This is a genomic window from Biomaibacter acetigenes (assembly GCF_003691585.1).
In the GTDB taxonomy this organism is placed as follows: domain Bacteria; phylum Bacillota; class Thermosediminibacteria; order Thermosediminibacterales; family Tepidanaerobacteraceae; genus Biomaibacter; species Biomaibacter acetigenes.
On record NZ_CP033169.1, the window covers coordinates 1,389,212 to 1,406,891 of the forward strand.

21 protein-coding genes are annotated in these 17,680 nt (G+C 42.4%); all 21 read left to right on the plus strand.

Features of this window, described 5'->3' with window-relative positions; all coding sequences use genetic code 11:
• The first annotated feature begins 3 nt into the window (after positions 1–3).
• The 21 genes from spoIIGA to plsY all read left to right on the plus strand — a co-directional run bounded on the left by spoIIGA (position 4) and on the right by plsY (position 17,675).
• Complete coding sequence (gene spoIIGA, locus D2962_RS06770; RefSeq protein ID WP_122014562.1) at positions 4–906, plus strand: sigma-E processing peptidase SpoIIGA; 903 nt, start codon at positions 4–6, stop codon at positions 904–906.
• Between the two features lie 22 nt (positions 907–928).
• The gene (gene sigE / locus D2962_RS06775) at positions 929–1,654 is read left to right on the plus strand and encodes an RNA polymerase sporulation sigma factor SigE (RefSeq protein ID WP_120766604.1); all 726 of its coding nucleotides are present in this window, start codon (positions 929–931) and stop codon (positions 1,652–1,654) included.
• Positions 1,655–1,732: 78 nt separating this feature from the next.
• On the plus strand, positions 1,733–2,506 hold the full coding sequence (gene sigG / locus D2962_RS06780; protein ID WP_120766605.1) for an RNA polymerase sporulation sigma factor SigG: 774 nt from the start codon (positions 1,733–1,735) through the stop codon (positions 2,504–2,506).
• Positions 2,503–2,703, plus strand: a complete 201-nt coding sequence (locus D2962_RS06785) for a hypothetical protein (protein ID WP_120766606.1) — start codon at positions 2,503–2,505, stop codon at positions 2,701–2,703. The genes sigG and D2962_RS06785 overlap by 4 nt, the downstream gene beginning before the upstream one ends.
• A gap of 119 nt (positions 2,704–2,822) precedes the next feature.
• A complete protein-coding gene (locus D2962_RS06790; protein WP_245984941.1) occupies positions 2,823–3,023 on the plus strand; it encodes a YlmC/YmxH family sporulation protein in 201 nt (66 codons plus the stop codon).
• A gap of 117 nt (positions 3,024–3,140) precedes the next feature.
• Positions 3,141–3,602, plus strand: a complete 462-nt coding sequence (gene nrdR / locus D2962_RS06795) for a transcriptional regulator NrdR (protein WP_120766607.1) — start codon at positions 3,141–3,143, stop codon at positions 3,600–3,602.
• Positions 3,603–3,624: 22 nt separating this feature from the next.
• Positions 3,625–5,340: a radical SAM protein gene (locus D2962_RS06800; RefSeq protein ID WP_245984942.1), complete on the plus strand. Its 1,716-nt coding sequence runs from the start codon at positions 3,625–3,627 to the stop codon at positions 5,338–5,340.
• A gap of 15 nt (positions 5,341–5,355) precedes the next feature.
• Positions 5,356–6,168, plus strand: coding sequence for a peptidoglycan editing factor PgeF (gene pgeF, locus D2962_RS06805; protein WP_122014563.1), 813 nt, complete (start codon positions 5,356–5,358; stop codon positions 6,166–6,168).
• 30 nt (positions 6,169–6,198) lie between these two features.
• The gene (locus D2962_RS06810) at positions 6,199–6,897 is read left to right on the plus strand and encodes a response regulator transcription factor (protein ID WP_120766609.1); all 699 of its coding nucleotides are present in this window, start codon (positions 6,199–6,201) and stop codon (positions 6,895–6,897) included.
• 5 nt (positions 6,898–6,902) lie between these two features.
• The gene (gene pnpS / locus D2962_RS06815) at positions 6,903–8,639 is read left to right on the plus strand and encodes a two-component system histidine kinase PnpS (protein WP_162991136.1); all 1,737 of its coding nucleotides are present in this window, start codon (positions 6,903–6,905) and stop codon (positions 8,637–8,639) included.
• Positions 8,640–8,712: 73 nt separating this feature from the next.
• Entirely contained in the window at positions 8,713–9,468 is a 756-nt protein-coding gene (gene pstB, locus D2962_RS06820) for a phosphate ABC transporter ATP-binding protein PstB (protein ID WP_120766611.1), read from the plus strand.
• An 87-nt stretch (positions 9,469–9,555) separates the two neighbouring features.
• Positions 9,556–10,218, plus strand: a complete 663-nt coding sequence (gene phoU / locus D2962_RS06825; protein ID WP_120766612.1) for a phosphate signaling complex protein PhoU — start codon at positions 9,556–9,558, stop codon at positions 10,216–10,218.
• Between the two features lie 108 nt (positions 10,219–10,326).
• A complete protein-coding gene (locus D2962_RS06830; protein ID WP_122014565.1) occupies positions 10,327–11,037 on the plus strand; it encodes a DUF1614 domain-containing protein in 711 nt (236 codons plus the stop codon).
• On the plus strand, positions 11,018–12,232 hold the full coding sequence (gene spoIIP / locus D2962_RS06835; RefSeq protein WP_122014566.1) for a stage II sporulation protein P: 1,215 nt from the start codon (positions 11,018–11,020) through the stop codon (positions 12,230–12,232). Before D2962_RS06830 ends, spoIIP begins: the two co-directional genes overlap by 20 nt.
• 9 nt (positions 12,233–12,241) lie before the next feature.
• Positions 12,242–13,135: a YIEGIA family protein gene (locus D2962_RS06840; RefSeq protein WP_122014567.1), complete on the plus strand. Its 894-nt coding sequence runs from the start codon at positions 12,242–12,244 to the stop codon at positions 13,133–13,135.
• Between the two features lie 9 nt (positions 13,136–13,144).
• Positions 13,145–13,339, plus strand: a complete 195-nt coding sequence (locus tag D2962_RS06845; protein WP_120766616.1) for a capping complex subunit for YIEGIA — start codon at positions 13,145–13,147, stop codon at positions 13,337–13,339.
• Between the two features lie 81 nt (positions 13,340–13,420).
• Complete coding sequence (locus D2962_RS06850) at positions 13,421–13,882, plus strand: DUF3189 family protein (RefSeq protein ID WP_162991137.1); 462 nt, start codon at positions 13,421–13,423, stop codon at positions 13,880–13,882.
• Between the two features lie 14 nt (positions 13,883–13,896).
• On the plus strand, positions 13,897–14,370 hold the full coding sequence (locus D2962_RS06855) for a DUF3189 family protein (protein ID WP_120766618.1): 474 nt from the start codon (positions 13,897–13,899) through the stop codon (positions 14,368–14,370).
• Positions 14,371–14,439: 69 nt separating this feature from the next.
• Complete coding sequence (locus D2962_RS06860; RefSeq protein ID WP_122014569.1) at positions 14,440–15,759, plus strand: DUF512 domain-containing protein; 1,320 nt, start codon at positions 14,440–14,442, stop codon at positions 15,757–15,759.
• The gene (gene der / locus D2962_RS06865) at positions 15,760–17,082 is read left to right on the plus strand and encodes a ribosome biogenesis GTPase Der (protein ID WP_122014570.1); all 1,323 of its coding nucleotides are present in this window, start codon (positions 15,760–15,762) and stop codon (positions 17,080–17,082) included.
• Entirely contained in the window at positions 17,079–17,675 is a 597-nt protein-coding gene (gene plsY / locus D2962_RS06870; protein WP_120766621.1) for a glycerol-3-phosphate 1-O-acyltransferase PlsY, read from the plus strand. The genes der and plsY overlap by 4 nt, the downstream gene beginning before the upstream one ends.
• Positions 17,676–17,680: the final 5 nt, after the last annotated feature.

A 17,680-nucleotide genomic window follows, 5' to 3' on the forward strand; every position in this document is an offset into this window, starting at 1 on the left:
AATATGGTCATATATTTGGATATGGTATTTTTAATAAACCTGCTGATGAATTTTTTGATTCTGTTGTTTGTGGCGATTGTTCTAAATCTAAAAAAAAATTTCTTCAGAATCTTTTTGGGAGCGGCAGCGGGATGTATATTTCTGCTTTCCATTGTGTTGCCGCATTTTCCGGTTTTTCAAAGCCTTCCCTTTAAAATAGCCCTGTCGGCGGCAATGATATTGGTGAGTTTTCAACCACATAGTTTTAAGGATTTCATAAAAATTTTGGGTTTTTTTTATCTGATTTCCTTTATGGTGGGTGGAGGAGCCTTTGCGCTTTTTTACTTTTATAATTTAAAAGATACTTTTTTGAACAGTATGCTTTTAATAAATAATATTTCAGTACCATGGTGGATATTACTCGTTTCTTCTTTTATGCTGTTTTTATTTTTTAAGCTCCTCTGGCCTCTTGTTTACCGTATGCTTTCAAAAGATACACTGCTGGTGCCGATGACCGTTACCTTTGATGAAAAGAGCCTGGAAATCAAGGCACTGATTGATACCGGCAATAACCTGCATGACCCTATATCGGACTTTCCTGTAGTCATTGTAGAGTTTGAGGCAGTTAAAGACCTTTTCAGCACCGATTTACAGGCCGCATTGATGAAGGGAGCCGAAGAAAACCTTCAGTATATGGGAGAACTTATTTCGGGATCCAAATGGGCCACTAGATTTAGAGTAATTCCTTTTGAAAGCATAGGAAAAAGCAAGGGTCTTATGATTGGTTTCAAACCCGATATGATTACCGTAATTTTTAACAATAAAATCCTGGAAATAAAAGATGCAATTCTGGGTATTTACCAGAGGATTCTATCCCCCGATGGAACATATAGGGCTTTGTTAAATCCGGATTTATTAAATGAATAAAAAATATGCTGGAGGGAAAAATATGTTTAAATTTAAAAAAATAAATTTAAAACTGATTATTGTTAGGCTGCTAAAACAACTCGGTATATATAAAAAGTCTCTCATTTATTACATCGGCGGAACGGAAGCGCTGCCGCCGCCGCTCAGCGGCGAAGAAGAAATTTTTCTGCTCAATAAGCTTGTCATGGGCGATATGGGAGTAAAAAGTGTCCTGATTGAGCGGAACCTCCGGCTTGTGGTTTATATAGCAAAGAAATTCGAGAACACAGGGGTGGGTATAGAAGATCTGGTCTCCATTGGAACCATTGGCCTTATAAAAGCCATAAATACCTTTGATCCAAACAAGAAAATCAAACTGGCCACCTATGCCTCGAAGTGCATAGAGAATGAAATTTTGATGTACCTGAGAAGGAACAACAAGACAAGAGTCGAGGTTTCCTTTGATGAACCCCTCAACATTGACTGGGATGGGAATGAACTCTTGCTGTCCGATATTCTCGGCACTGATAATGACATGATATATAAATGTATAGAGGAAGAAGTGGATAAAGAATTGCTGGATGCCGCAATAAAGCGGCTTTCAAAGAGGGAAAGATGTATTATCAAACTTCGTTTCGGTTTGAATGACGGCGTGGAAAAAACTCAAAAAGAAGTGGCTGACCTGCTGGGTATTTCTCAATCTTACATCTCACGCCTGGAAAAAAGAATAATTAAAAGGCTGAAAAAAGAAATGGTGAGAATGATGTAATTAAATAGAAGCATGTATAAAAACCTCCCCCGCTGGCAAGACTTTAAATGATAGTTTCAGGAAAACGGGGGGAGGTTTATGATTTTAAACAAGGTTGAAATATGCGGAGTCAATACTTCAAAGCTCCCGGTGCTTTCCAACAGCAAGATGAAAGAACTCTTTTTGCTTTTGAAGAAGGGCGATAAAGAAGCCAGGGAAAAGTTGATAAATGGCAATCTGCGCCTTGTCTTAAGTGTGATACAAAGGTTCAATAACCGCGGTGAATATGTGGATGACCTTTTCCAGGTAGGCTGTATAGGCCTGATGAAGGCCATTGATAATTTCGATTTAAATCAAAATGTCAAGTTTTCAACCTATGCCGTTCCCATGATAATAGGGGAGATAAGAAGATATTTGCGGGACAATAACCCAATAAGGGTGAGCCGTTCACTGAGAGATGTGGCATACAAAGCCCTACAGGTAAGAGATGTGCTTGTCAATAAAAACTCAAGGGAGCCGTCCATTAATGAAATCGCCTCGGAGATGAATGTACCACGAGAGGAAATAGTTTTTGCCCTGGATGCCATACAGGAGCCTATTTCTCTCTTCGAACCAATATATCATGACGGTGGAGACCCGATTTTTGTAATGGACCAGATAAGCGATGAAAAAAATCAGGATGAAAACTGGCTTCAGGGTATTTCCATTAAGGAGGCCATGCAGAAACTCAATGAAAGAGAAAAACGCATATTAAACCTCAGGTTTTTCGAGGGCAAGACCCAGATGGAAGTAGCGCAGGAGATTGGTATATCCCAGGCTCAGGTATCCAGACTTGAAAAGGCTGCGTTAAAGCATATGAGGAAATATATATGATTGACCAAAAGTATATCTATGAGGTGGGGAAAATGCTTAAAACTATAGAAAAATATATAGTAATAATTATAGCAGCATTTGTCATATTTAACTTTTACTTTGCCCCGAGAAGCGTGGTGGCATATAACACCAGGAACCTGACATCGATGAGTCAAACGGTCCAGGAAGATATATTGAAGGTTGCTCAGGAAAAATAAAAAAGGCCTTGAAAAAAGGCCTTATTTTTTTGGTCACTTTTTTGGGTCAAACCGAATATAATTATGATAGTAACTATAAAGCCGGTGCTGCACAAATCGCATATGAGGGGGTGAATAATGTGATTAAAACATCGGACCTGCGGCAGAGGGAGGTAATCAATATGGTCGACGGCAAGAGACTGGGGTTTGTGAGCGACCTTGATATAGACCTGGAGGAAGGCCGGGTAAAATCCATAATTATTCCGGCACAGGGTAAATTTTTTAGCCTGTTTGCCCGGTCGGGAGACTATGTCATCCCATGGGAACAGATTAAAAAATAGGTTCTGATGTGATTTTAGTAGAATTAAAGGAGTTCATCAACCCCAAAAAAAATGAAAATAAATTATGACTTTTAATTTGTTCCAAAAAACATTATAATATTAGGGAGGGGTGGTCTTATGAAGTGCCCTTTTTGCGGTTATCTCGACAGCAAGGTGATGGATTCGAGACCTACCGATGAGGGAAGTATCATCAGAAGGCGCAGAGAATGCCCTTCATGCAAGAAGAGGTTTACAACATATGAACGGATAGATGAACTTCCCATCATGGTAATAAAAAAGAGCGGCAACCGGGAAGTCTTTGATCCCCATAAAATAATAAACGGTCTTATAAAAGCATGTGAAAAACGGCCGGTTACGATGGAAGTATTACAAAACATTGCTTATGATGTGGAAAAAGAATTGAAGAATTCCATGGAACAGGAAGTGGAAAGCCGAAAAATAGGCGAAATGGTTATGAAAAGGCTGAAGAACGTGGATGAAGTGGCGTATGTCCGTTTCGCCTCGGTATACCGGCAGTTCAAGGACATCAACTCATATATAGAAGAAATAAAGAAACTGCAAAAGCAAAAGCAAGAGTAGATACATCCGGAGGTATAAAATAGTGACCTGGGAAAATACCAAAAACATAAAAAAGCTTGCAGATGAAGAAATATCATTTGTGCCTTTGAAGAGCTTTAAGTCGGTCCCTACAAATGTGGTGCTTATATATCCCAACTCATATAGCCTAGGGATGTCCAACCTGGGTTTTCATTCAATATATCATCAGATAAACTCCAGGGAGGATTCCCTCTGTCACAGGGCTTTTGTTTCGCTAATGGATGAAAATTTTTCAAGAATCCAGGCTTTTGAATCAGAACAACCTCTGGATGTTTATGATATATTGGGTTTTTCCATCTCCTTTGAGCTTGACTATATCAATGTCCTTAAGATTTTAGACAGGTCCGGTTTACCGTTGCTGGCAAAAGACCGGGAAAGACCGCTGGTGATAGCCGGCGGGCCTGCGGTGACCTTTAATCCGGAGCCTCTTACTCCGTTTTTTGATGCTTTCGTCATCGGTGAGGGGGAGGAAGTGATACATGAAATTATTGAGACTTTTACAAATCTCAGACACCGGTCAAAACAGGAAATACTGGAGAGTTTGTCGGCAGTTCAGGGAGTTTACGTGCCGGACTTTTATGAAGTGAAATATGACAAAACCGGGCGGGTTCTAGAGTTTACTGCAAAAAATAAAGCGCATGACTGTATCAGGAAAAGGTGGATAAAAAAACTTGATGATATAAAAACCGAATCGGTGATCCTTACTCCCAATACCGAGTTCAAGGACATGTTTTTGCTGGAAGTGTCCAGGGGATGCGGAAGGAACTGCAGATTCTGCATGGCCGGATATTGTTACAGGGTCCCCAGGGCAAGGTCCCTCGGCTATGTCCTCGATAGAGCCGAATTTGGTTTTAAATTTAAAAAAAAGATAGGGCTGGTGGGGGCTGCCATATCGGATTATCCTTATATCGATGAGCTTTCAGAAAATTTTATTAGAAGACAGATAAAGTTTTCCGTATCTTCCCTGAGGGCCGATACATTGAGGGAACCGTTGATGGAGGGGCTCGCCAGAAGCGGCCACAGGACTCTCACCATAGCTCCCGAAGCCGGGTCTCAGAGATTAAGAGATGTAATAAATAAAGGTATTAATGAAGGTCATGTATTGAACTCCATAAGCCTTGCCCACAAATACGGCATTCACAATGTCAAACTATATTATATTATAGGGCTTCCTACTGAAACTGACGGTGATATAGATGAAATGATAGATTTTCTAGTACAGATTAAAGATTTCATGAAAAAGATAGGCAACAAGACGGGCAATTTATCCATCAGCGTAAACCCTTTCATTCCGAAACCATGGACTCCCTTTCAATGGGTTGGAATGGAATCCATAGACACCCTGAATAAAAAAATAAACAGGCTCAAAAACAGCTTGAAGCCTAAAGGCATAAGGGTTATCTTTGAAAGTCCCAGGCTTTCCGAGATTCAGTCGGCCCTGGCCAGGGGCGACAGACTCATGGGAATTTTATTATATGAAGCTTATAAGCTGGGAGGAAAGACTTCCTCCTATAAAAAAATCGAGATAGAGGGAAGGAATATAGAATATTATGCCCACAGGCATTTAGCATTTGAAGATACACTGCCGTGGGACCATATAGACATAGGACTGAAAAAGGAGTATTTTATAAATGAGTATAAACGGGCTCTTCAAGGAAAATTTACCCGAAGATGTACCGATGAAATATGCAGTACATGCAGGATTTGCCAGCATAAATGAGGAGGGGAGTAAACCTTGGATTTTGAGTTGAGGCAAAAGGGGGCTTTGAAATACCTTGTCATCCCCTCTTTTGAAAAAACACATCTTGTAAAACACGGTTTTTCCACCCGCGTTGGAGGAGTTAGCCGGGGAGCATATCAGTCTTTAAATCTCGGCCTGAAAAAAGCTGATGAAAAAGATAGGGTTATGGAAAATTACAGACTGCTCTGTGATGCTCTTGGTATAGATATGAATAATCTGGTGGCATCAGACCAGGTCCACGGCGACGACATATATGAAGTTTTGCTTCAGGATCGTGGAAAGGGTATAAAGAGGGAGTCTGATATAATAAATAAGGATGCCCTGATGACAAAACAAAAAGGCGTGGCCCTGGTAACATATTATGCGGACTGCGTCCCCCTGCTTTTTCTGGATGTCGGGACTCCGGCCATTGCCCTTGCCCATGCCGGATGGCGAGGCACCGTCAAGAAGATAGGTCAGAAGACCGTATCCCAAATGGTGAAAAAATTTGGGTCTCATCCGGAAAACATCCTGGTAGGGATAGGTCCCTGCATCAAAAGCTGCTGTTATGAGGTGGATGAACCTGTAGTGCAAGAATTTAAAAGGGCCTTCAGTTACCTGGAAGAGTTGATTGAAGATAAAGGCGGCGGTCACTGGATGCTTGACCTGGTGAAAGCCAATAAAGAACAACTGGAGGATGCCGGAATAAAGCCTCAAAATATCACCGTAAGCCATTACTGCACTTCCTGTAGCAATGACCTGTTTTTTTCCTATAGGGCCGACCATGGAAAAACCGGAAGCCTGGCGGCCGTAATTGAATTAATTTAGCCTATAAAATGGAAACACGGAGGAAGATTTATGTCAAAAGAAAAAATCCTTATAGTTGACGATGAACCGCACATACTGGAACTGGTGCGATTTAACCTTGAAGCCGGCGGGTTTAAGGTGATAGAAGCTCCTGATGGACAAAAGGCTATTGAACTTGCCCAAACGGAAAACCCCGATCTGATATTGCTGGATTTGATGCTTCCCGGAACCGACGGGTTAGAGGTCTGCAGGATTTTGCGCCAGCAAAAGGCAACCCGGGAAATTCCCATTATTATGCTGACCGCCAAGAGTGAGGAGATAGACAAGGTCCTGGGGCTTGAAATTGGAGCCGATGATTATATCACAAAACCCTTTAGCCCACGGGAGTTGACGGCCAGGGTGAAAGCGGTGCTGCGAAGGTCGGCCGGTTCAGAAAAGACCGAAAATAATATAAAAATAGGAAATCTGGTCATAGATATAGAAAAGCATGAGGTGCTGGTGGATGGAGAAAAACAGGAATTTACGCCCAAGGAGTTTGATTTGTTAAAGCTGCTGGCATCCAATCCCGGCAAGGTTTTTTCAAGGGAATACCTCCTTGAGAATATCTGGGGTTATGATTATCTCGGAGATACCAGAACTGTAGATGTCCATATACGGCATCTTCGGCAAAAAGTTGAAAAAGATTCGGACAGGCCAGTTTATATAGAAACTGTCAGGGGAATCGGATACAAGTTCAATAAGCCGGAGTGATGTTTTTGCAAAAACAGCTTTCAAAAGCCCTTATATTATTAATAATACTTTCTGTAAGCATAGTGGGCCTTTTTTCATTTATCGTGCTGGAAGATTATTACCTCAAAAGCGTTAAGGCCGACCTTTTGTCTGATGCGCTACTGGCAAGAGACATAATAGGACCATATCTTGCCGATACCAAGCAGCAAAGCTTACAGAATAAGGTTGAGTTTATTTCTTTACAGATAAATAAAAATATAACCGTTATTCAAAGGGGTGTTGTAATAGCGGATTCTAAAAATCCGATGCGCTGTGGAATGAAGGAACCGGTAATTTCCGGTTCTTTAACCCAGCTGTTTACTTTTCCCTCTTTTCCTGATATATGGAAAAGGCAGATGTTTTTTATTGAGGTGCCTGGAGTTTTACCGGAGGCCCCTTTTATAGTGCGCGTATCGACACCCCTGGTTCAGGTCAAAGAAACGATTCTTAAAATAAGTCTGGTCATAGTAATAGCAGCTTTGCTCAGCGGGATAGCCGCATTGTTTTTTTCTATCCGGTTTTCGAAGAGGATAGTGTCTCCCATAAAAGAAATGATACGGGTGACAAAGGAATTTTCAAGAGGAAATTTTACAGAATTGATTCAAACCAGGTCCGATAACGAATTGGGAGAACTGGGAGATACCCTCAATTTTATGGCTGCCAGGCTTGAAAAATCGCTGCAAGAACTGGATGACAGGACTACAAAAATGGAAGCCATTCTTAGAGGAATGGTGGATGGGGTCCTTGCCGTGGATAATACCGGCAGGATACTTCTGGTAAATCCCGCGGCTGAAAAAATGTTTAATATCAGCGCAAAAAATGCATCCGGCAGGCATTTAATTGAAGTAATAAGGAATTATGAACTGAATGAATTTATAAACGCATCTTTAAAAAAAGGAATTGTTTCATTTAAAGAGCTGATTTTATTGCCGGGAGAGCAAATTTTGAGGGTTCATGTGAGCCCCTTCAGGGACTATTCGGGGAAAACCTTCGGCATAGTGGCAGTCATTAGAGATATAACGGAACTTCGCAGGCTTGAGAAAGTGCGCTCTGATTTTGTGGCTAACGTTTCCCACGAGCTAAGAACACCGCTAACTTCCATAAAGGGCTTTGTGGAGACCTTGCTGGACGGAGCTTATAAGGATCCCAATCTTGCTAAAAGATTTCTTAATATAATCGACTTTGAAACGGGAAGACTTTACCGGCTAATAAATGACCTTCTGGATCTGTCACAACTGGAAACCAATCAGGTAAAGCTAAACATGGAAAATGTCAAATTGCCTGTTATAATAGAAGAAATAATGATGATATTTGATGTCCGATTGAAAGAAAAAAACTTGAGTTTTTCCACACATTTTCCCGAAAATCTTCCGGAGGTAAAAGCTGACCCTGACTGGCTGCGGCAGGTATTCATAAATCTTGTGGACAATGCGGTGAAATTCACTCCCCGTAATGGAAAAATATGGATTGAAGCTGCGGAGAAAGGCAATTTTGTAGAAATACGGGTTTGTGATACGGGCATAGGTATTCCAAAAGAGGATATACCCAGGCTTTTTGAAAGATTTTACCGGGTGGATAAGGCCAGGTCCCGGCAGATGGGAGGAACGGGCCTGGGCCTTTCAATTGTTAAACATATTATTAAATCTCTGGGCGGAGAAATAAAAGTGGAAAGCAAAGTCGGTGAAGGAAGTAAATTCATCTTTTTATTGCAAAAAGCGGATTAACAATTTGTTTAAATAAAATTAAACAAAAATTAACATAAAATGTTTTAATATAGATATAAGGGAGGCGATTAAGATAGAAAATAAAATTTACACTGAGGGGTTAAACCTTTATTATGGCAAATTTCAGGCTCTTAAGGGTATTAAGATGGAGGTGAAAAAGAATAAGGTCACAGCACTTATTGGACCATCTGGATGTGGAAAATCCACCTTTTTGAGAACACTGAACCGTATGAATGACCTCATAGAAGATGCACGCATAGAAGGTAAAATTTTTCTGGATAATAAAAATATTTATGACCCGGATGTGGATGTGGTTGATCTCAGAAAACGTGTTGGGATGGTGTTTCAAAAGCCAAATCCCTTTCCCATGTCCATATATGATAATGTCGCATATGGCCCTAGAATCCACGGCGACAGGGATAAGAAGAAACTGGATGAAATAGTTGAAAAAAGTCTCCGGGGGGCGGCTCTGTGGGACGAGGTGAAAGACCGTTTGCGGGATTCGGCATTGGGATTGTCAGGAGGCCAGCAGCAGAGGCTGTGCATTGCTAGAGTGCTGGCTGTAGAGCCCGAGGTTGTTTTGATGGATGAGCCGTGTTCCGCCCTGGACCCCATTTCTACCATGAAAATCGAAGAGTTGATTGAACAGCTCAAGGAAAATTACACAATTGTAATCGTTACCCATAATATGCAGCAGGCTGGTAGAATATCGGACTATACGGCTTTTTTCTTGACCGGTGAGATTATTGAATTTGGATTGACGGAAGAACTGTTTTATAATCCCAAAAATAAAAAGACAGAAGATTATATTACGGGCCGTTTCGGTTAATTTATATTGGGGACGTTCCTCCGCCTCCCCCAGCTGACTGCCCTAGAAGAGGAGGCGCTCCCCTAACATTAAAGGAGGTAATGTAAAATGATTTCAACACGGCCTTCTTTTGACAGGGAACTGCAGGAACTTCAGCAGGACATACTCAGAATGGGAAGTATGGTGGAACAGCAAATTTACAATGCGGTGGAATCGCTGGTAAAAAAAGATGAAAAATTGGCTAAAAAGGTTATAGAAGATGATGATATTGTGGATGACATGGAACACCAGATAGAAGATAAGTGTGTGAAGCTCATTGCAAGACAGCACCCGCTGGCAAAAGATTTACGGGTAATTTTCACGGGGGTTAAGATCGCCACCGACCTTGAAAGAATGTCCGACAATTCCATAGACATCGCCAGGACCACCATAAGATTGCTGGGGCAGCAGTATATCAAACCTTTAATTGATATACCCCGTATGGCGTATTTGACCAGGGAAATGGTGAGGACAGCCCTGGATGCATATATTAACCAGGACGTGGAAGCAGCCCAGAGGGTCTGCAATTCCGATGATGAAATTGACCACCTTTATTCACAAATCTTCAGGGAACTTCTGGTCATAATGATGGAAGACCCAAAGACCATATCCCAGGCAACACAACTGCTTTTTGTAGGAAGATACCTGGAACGCATTGCGGACCATGCCACGAACCTGGGCGAGTGGATAATATACCTTGTCACTGGCGAAAAGAAAGAACTGAATAATTAAGAAAAGGCAGCCGAAAACCGGCTGCTTTTATTTTGTGTGTAGAATAAATTAAAAAATCCCAGGGCAACATAAGAATAGAAATTTCTTCAAATAGGCGAGGTGTTTTCCATGCCCGTGGGAGTTATTTTACTGCTGGTAATAGCAGTGCTTATTTATTTTGGTCTTTTGCATAGGGTTCTTGACAGGATGCATATGTCAGACAAAGTGGCTTTTGTCTTTATAGGAGCCATGATATTGGGCACATTTTTACCCAATATTCCCTTGAGTCCCGGATTATCAATAAACCTGGGAGGCGGGGTGGTGCCCATAGTTGTTGCCATATACCTGATTGCCACGTCAGATACGGGGCTGGAAAAAATGAGAGCCATTGCGGCATCGATTATTACGGGGATAGTGATATATACCGCAGGAAGACTGCTGCCCGCAGAGCCCGGGACCATGTTCATAGACCCCATGATAGCATTTTCCATCCTGGCAGGTATAGTGGCGTATATATTCGGCCGCTCCCGCCGGGGAGCTTTCATTGCGGGTATTTTTGGAGTGGTTATCAGTGATATTATATATGCCCTGGGTGTAACCACAAGGCCTATCGGCACGGTGATAGGCGGAGCGGGAGTGTTTGATGCGGCCATAATTGCCGGAGTTATAGGAGTGGCATTGTGTGAAATTGTGGGAGAAACCCGCGAGAGGCTCCAGGGTGGTACGGCCAAAGCAGACAAAAAGCCCCGGGAAAATCCGGAAATGGCCAGTATGCTGGTAAAGGATGAGGAAAATTCATCGAAAGAAGGTGAATATAGTAATGATGAAGGGAATAATTAAAACAATAGCCGTAAGCCTGCTTTTTGCACTCACCTTATATACATTTTGCTCCATGGCGCTGGCCGAAGAAGAGAAGGAAGATGGCTACTTTACTGTATATGAAGAAGGAACAAATAAGAAGATATTTGCCACCAGCATGATAGTAAGTATAGGCGACCAGTACCTGGACGAGGAAAATAATTTTTATGAAGTTGTAAAGGTTTCTGGAGATAAAGCATATGCCAGGTTTAAACAAAAGGTGGACATCGAGCGTTCGCTGGATTACCCCGAGGCTAAAGCTATGGCTGCGGCCGCTCAGGAGGATTATAACACTTTAAAAGCCGCGGAGCTCAAGAAAGATAGGGTTATTGCCATATACCATACCCACAGCGATGAATCATATATACCTACCGATGGCACATCCAGCATTCCGTATAAAGGCGGGATATTTAAAGTCGGGGATTCCCTTACGGCGGCTTTGGAAAGAAAAGGTATAAAAGTCACTCATTCCTTGAAACCGCATGACCCCCATGATTCCATGGCATATCAAAGGTCGCGCCGTACTGCCATGGACCTTTTGAAAAATGGGCCCGATGCATTGGTTGATGTCCATAGAGATGCGGTTCCTGCCGAAGAGTACCAGGGAAATGTAAATGGCCGTCCATTGGCCAAAGTTAGACTGGTGGTAGGGCGCCAGAACCCACAGATGAGCACCATCAACAACTTCGCATGGCAGTTGAAAGCCAATGCGGATAGAAAGTACCCGGGTCTGGTAAAAGGAATATTTTATGGCAAGGGTGGATATAATCAAGACCTTTTCCCTCACTCTATATTAATCGAAGCGGGAACTTATACCAACTCACGCTATAAGGCTGAGGATGGAGCCGATATCATGGCTGATGTTTTAGCAACTACCATATATGGTCCAGATTATCAAAAAAAGGTCACACCGGGTGGAGGAACCACGACACAGATTCCCGGTGAAGGTGGTGGAGCCGCCAGAGCTCTGGGGTGGATTGTGGGCATCGCCATAGTAGGGGTAGGTGCATATATATTCATAAGTACCGGCGGATGGAATGAACTTTCGGCTAAAGTAAGACGTTTTGCAGGTTCAGAATTTGCCAATTTCCTGGGAAATATAAGGAAAATAGGCAGTAGCAGTAAAAAAGGAGAGGATTCCGGGAAAAATGACAACGACAACGATATCAATGAATGAGGGGTTCTTATGTCAAAATACCTGGCGGTGGTGGCAGTCGGTGTAGTTATGGGAGTATTGGCCCGGCTCTATATGCTGCGGGTCGATTACAGGCAATATCCAAGCTACCCCCAGGGTTATTTGATACACTTATCACTGGGCTTGATAGCCGCATTTTTAGGTGCGGTAGCTGTACCCGCACTGATTGCCAGGGAATATACCGCCGTGACTTTTCTGGCGCTGGCGGCACAGCAGTTCCGAGACATACGGGAAATGGAACGTAAAAGTCTCGAGAACATAGAGGATACCGAACTGGTCCCCCGGGGGTCGGCTTATATCGAAGATATTGCCAAGGCTTTTGAGTCAAGGAATTATCTTGCCATCTTAACTTCGCTTTTCACCAGCCTGGTTTTACAGTTTTCTAATAACATCCCTGCGGCCATTTTGGCCGGAATGGTAATTATCCTGGTTTTAAGCCTGATGGCCAGGAGAAAGAAAATAAGAGATATAGCTGTGGTAAGGCCCGCAAAAATCAACTTTGAAAATTCTCTCTTGTGCGTGGAGAACATCATAGTGATGAATGTAGGTTATCCCGATTCCCGAAAAATAATAGAAGAAAAGGGTCTTGCGGTAATGATAGAACCCAAAAATGACAATGCCAGGGCAACTCTTTCCAATGTGGGTCAGCGTCAGGCCATAGTCCATGATGTGGCATCGCTTTTGGGTGTAAAAAGGGATGTGACGGATGTAGACTTTATGCCCCTGGCAAGGATTGACCTTGATACCGGCAGGGTGGGCCTTATAATAGTGCCCATGGAACGGGATATGGAAAGCCTGGTGGAAGCGGTTAAAAGAGTCCCCGTCCTGGAAAGTTCCAGGCGCAAGCCTCTGGAGTCCTTCGCCGGGAAACAAGCTGCCGATTAGGTGATAGTTATGGACAATGTTGGAATAAAAGAGGCCATTCTGGCTGTTGTAACTCTGGATAAACAACAACCCGCATCAGGAGTACCCGTTTTTTATGCAAAAGATGAAAAGGAACGGGATAAAATAGCGATGTACCTTTCTAAGATTCTTTCAGCCATGACGCATGACCTTGAAAACGGAACTTATATTATTGTTAGACATTAAGGTTAGGGGACGCACCTCCTTTTCTAGGGCAGTCAGCTGGGGGAGGCGGAGGAACGTCCCCAACTAATTGGAGGAGTTGTTTTGAAAGTTATATATTCCTGTTACTGGGGCAGCTACCTGGCGGTGGTAGCTGCTTCATTGCATCTTGGACTCTTAAAAGGCAATGACGACTTATCAAATGAAAAAATATTAAACCTACCCTTTTTTGGGAAAATAAAAAAAAGGGACCTCGGAGAAATGACATTCATTGGGACTGACAACCGGGGCCGGGAAATATATGTGATGGGCTCAAAAAAGTCCGGCCGAATAATCGAAAGGACTCTCAACGGTTTTGCGCAAATCTATGGGCTAGAAAAACACACGGTGGATTTTATTGATTTGATGAAATACAATAATTTTTATACTTGCTGCGGGACATTTATGATTCATAAATTAGGTCTTAAAAATGCCGGTATGGCAGTGCTTATCTGGGGAATAAAAAAAAGCTTTGGCCGGTTGAGAAATCTAGTGAGCAAGGTCTTGAATGAACCGGCATATTTTTAGGAGAGTATGTTTTTATGAAAATTTTCTACTACTGTTACGGCAGTGCCCATTCTTCAGTGGTGGCTGCATGTATCCATCTGGGAATACTTCCAACCGACAGGCTTCCTTCCGCAGAAGAGTTTAAACGCCTTCCGCATTATGATAAAACAGATTCATATGAAATAGGAACGCCGTTTTTTATGGGTATAGATGAATACGGAGCGGAAATTTTCATAACGGGAATGACAGGTGAAAGGCAACTGGTTAAAAAGGCCATATACAGTTTTTTAAAAAAATGTGGGATAGATGTAAACGACCTGATGATGGTGAATGCCCTTAATAATGTTAACCTCAAGACAAAAATAGGAGGTTTCATCTCGAGACGTCTGGGCCTTGTTACAATAGGCAGGCCTCTTACCATTAAAGGAATACAGGAAAAATATGCAGGATTTGTGACATTGGTGGAGAACACAAAACGGGAAGAGCGGAAGCGCCTAAATAAAACTTGACTTAACAATGTTTTTTGGCAATAATATTAGTAGCAGGTAATATAAGTAACTATAAAAAAGAGGGTAAAAATGGGGAAAAAAGCAATTATAAAGGCCGTCGACAGGAATAGTATTGCCGGAAAAATAGGGCTTTTGCCGGGAGATGAGATATTAAGCATAAATGGGCAGGATTTTCGGGATTTTCTGGAATATAAGTTTTTGATGACCGATGAAAAAATAAAATTGAAGGTTAAAGGCAATGATGGAAGTATAAAAGAATTCACTGTATACAAAAGTTTCGATGAGGGTCTTGGAGTGGAGTTTGAAAATCCGCTGATGGATGATATAAAAAGATGTAAAAACAAGTGTATTTTCTGCTTTGTGGATCAGATGCCCCCGGGCCTTCGGCAATCCCTTTATGTAAAGGATGACGATTATCGGCTTTCCACGGCTTTCGGAACTTTTGTCACCCTTACAAATCTCTCGCAGCAAGAATTAAATAGAATCGTGAAACTCAGTTTGAGTCCGATATATGTCTCTGTTCATGCTACTTCTCCGGAAGTTAGAAATTTTATGATGAAAAATCCCCATTCCGGTGAAGTTTTAAACGTACTCAAGTTTTTAACTTCGCACCACATCCTGGTACACTGCCAGATTGTATTATGCCCGGAAATAAATGACGGCAGGATACTGGAACAGACACTGATGGACCTTGCGAACTTGTGGCCTCACATTTTGTCCATTGCCGTAGTGCCTGTAGGTCTTACAAAGTTCAGGGAAAGGCTTTATCCATTGAGAGCTTTTACAAAAGATGAAGCCGATGATGTGATAAATTTCATAGAGGATTTTCAAAAGCAAAGCCTTAAGCGGTTCAAGACCCGGCTGGTATTTGCCGCTGATGAGTTTTATTGTATAGCCCAAAGACAGGTTCCCGCATATGAAACTTATGAAGAATTCTATCAACTTGAAAATGGTGTGGGTATGATGGCATTGTTGAAAAGACAAATGGAACAAAACATGGTAAAGCTTCCACCCGCACTGCCCCGGAGACGGAAAGTAGCCATAGCCACCGGGGTTTCGGCCCATAAATTCTTGCGGCAAATTCTAAACCCCCTGCAGAAGGTAAAAGGTCTGGAGTATACAGTTTACCCCGTGGTTAATAATTTTTTCGGCAATTCCGTGACGGTGGCAGGTTTAATTACCGGTGCGGACCTTGCGGAACAGTTGAAAGGCAAAGAAAAGGGAAGTGTCATCCTGATACCTGATGTTATGTTGAGGGATGGGGACATTTTTTTGGATGATTTAACAGTAGAAGATGTAGGTAATTTTCTTGAAAGCAAACTTGAAGTAGTTAAAGTGAATGGGAAAGATTTTTTAAATGCCATACTCGGTAAAAATGGGGGGATATAAATGAGTTTTACCGTTGCCATAGTAGGACGCCCCAATGTGGGAAAATCTACTCTTTTCAACAGGATAATAGGAAAGAGAGTTTCAATAGTTGACGATAAACCCGGAGTTACCAGAGATAGAATTTACGGTCAAATAGAATGGAATGGAAAAAAATTAACCGTGGTTGATACTGGAGGTGTAGAACCCGCCTCCAGAGATATTATTCTCAATCAGATGAAGCGGCAGGTGGATTTTGCCATTGATACCGCCGACGTTATAGTTTTTCTGGTGGATGGTAAGGAAGGCCTGACTTCTGCCGATGAGGACGTGGCCAGTATATTGAGAAAGAGCGGAAAACCGGTTTTACTGGTGGTCAATAAAGTAGATAATTTTAGAAATGTGCCCGAAAATTACGAATTCTACAGGTTGGGTTTCGATGATATTATATTTATATCGGCGTCCCATGGTCTGGCGGTAGGAGATTTACTGGACAGGTTGACGGATTATATAAAAGATATGCCGGAGGAGCCCGAAGATGAAGATATAATCAAAGTTGCGGTAGTGGGCAAACCCAATGTAGGTAAGTCATCCCTCGTTAATGCCATACTGGGCGAAGAAAGGGTCATTGTCAGTGATATACCAGGAACCACCCGTGATGCCATCGATACCTTTTTTGAGGTGGATGGCAAAAAGATGGTTTTTATAGATACTGCGGGAATGAGAAGAAAGAGCAAGGTAAAGGAAGATGTGGAATTTTACAGCAATGTTAGAGCCCTGGGAGCCATAGAGAGGTCGGATGTGGTGCTTATGGTCCTGGATGCCACCCAGGATATATCCGAACAGGATAAAAGAATAGCCGGAATTGCCCATGAAGCCGGAAAAGCCATTATCGTGGTTGTGAATAAGTGGGACCTTATAGAAAAAGACGAACATACTATGAATCAATTCAGGGAAAAGATAAAAACAGAATTTGCATTCATGCAGTATGCTCCCACACTTTTTATTTCCGCCAAAACCGGGCAGAGGGTCCACCGTATAATTGAACTCATAAATTTTGTCATGGACCAATATACTTTCAGGGTGAAGACCCCCCTGTTGAATGACCTGGTGCGGGAAGCTACGGCCATTGTGGAACCTCCCAGCATCAAGGGGAAAAAATTAAAAATATATTATGCGGTTCAAACTGGTATAAAACCCCCTACCTTTGTGTTCTTCATAAATGATTTGAAGCTCTTTCATTTTTCATATGCCAGGTTTCTTGAAAATAAACTCAGGGAGACTTTCGGCCTGGAGGGCACTCCTGTGGTAATAAAGGGCAAGGAGAAAGGGGAGAAAAACCGGTGATAGTGTTAGGTTTAATTGCGAGCTATTTTTTAGGTTCCATCTCCACTGCATATGTCCTGGTAAAACTAATGAAGGGTATTGACATAAGGACTGTGGGAAGCAGGAACGCGGGAGCTACAAATGTCCAGAGGGTTTTGGGAACCGGTCCGGCACTGCTGGTATTTGTTCTTGATGTATTAAAGGGAGTTTTAGCGGTAATGATAGGCAGGCTCGTGGGAGGACCCATTATTTCACTCTGGTGCGGCATTGCAGCCGTGGTGGGCCACAACTGGCCTCTGTTTTTCGGATTGCGCGGAGGAAAGGGCACGGCTACCAGCTTCGGAGTACTGTGGGCCATCATGCCGAACATCGCCCTAATCATCACGGTGGTGGGTTTTACTACCATTGCCATTACAAAGTATGTTTCCCTGGGGTCCATACTGGGTGCGCCGCTTCTTTTGATTCTGGTGATAGTTACAGGCAAGTCCTGGCATTATATAATTTTTGCTTTTATTTTAATGTCAATGACACTCTACAGGCACAGGGAAAATATTGTGAGATTGCTGGAAGGAAGGGAATCCCGCCTGGGACAAAAGGTAAAAAGGGTTAAGTAATGGAG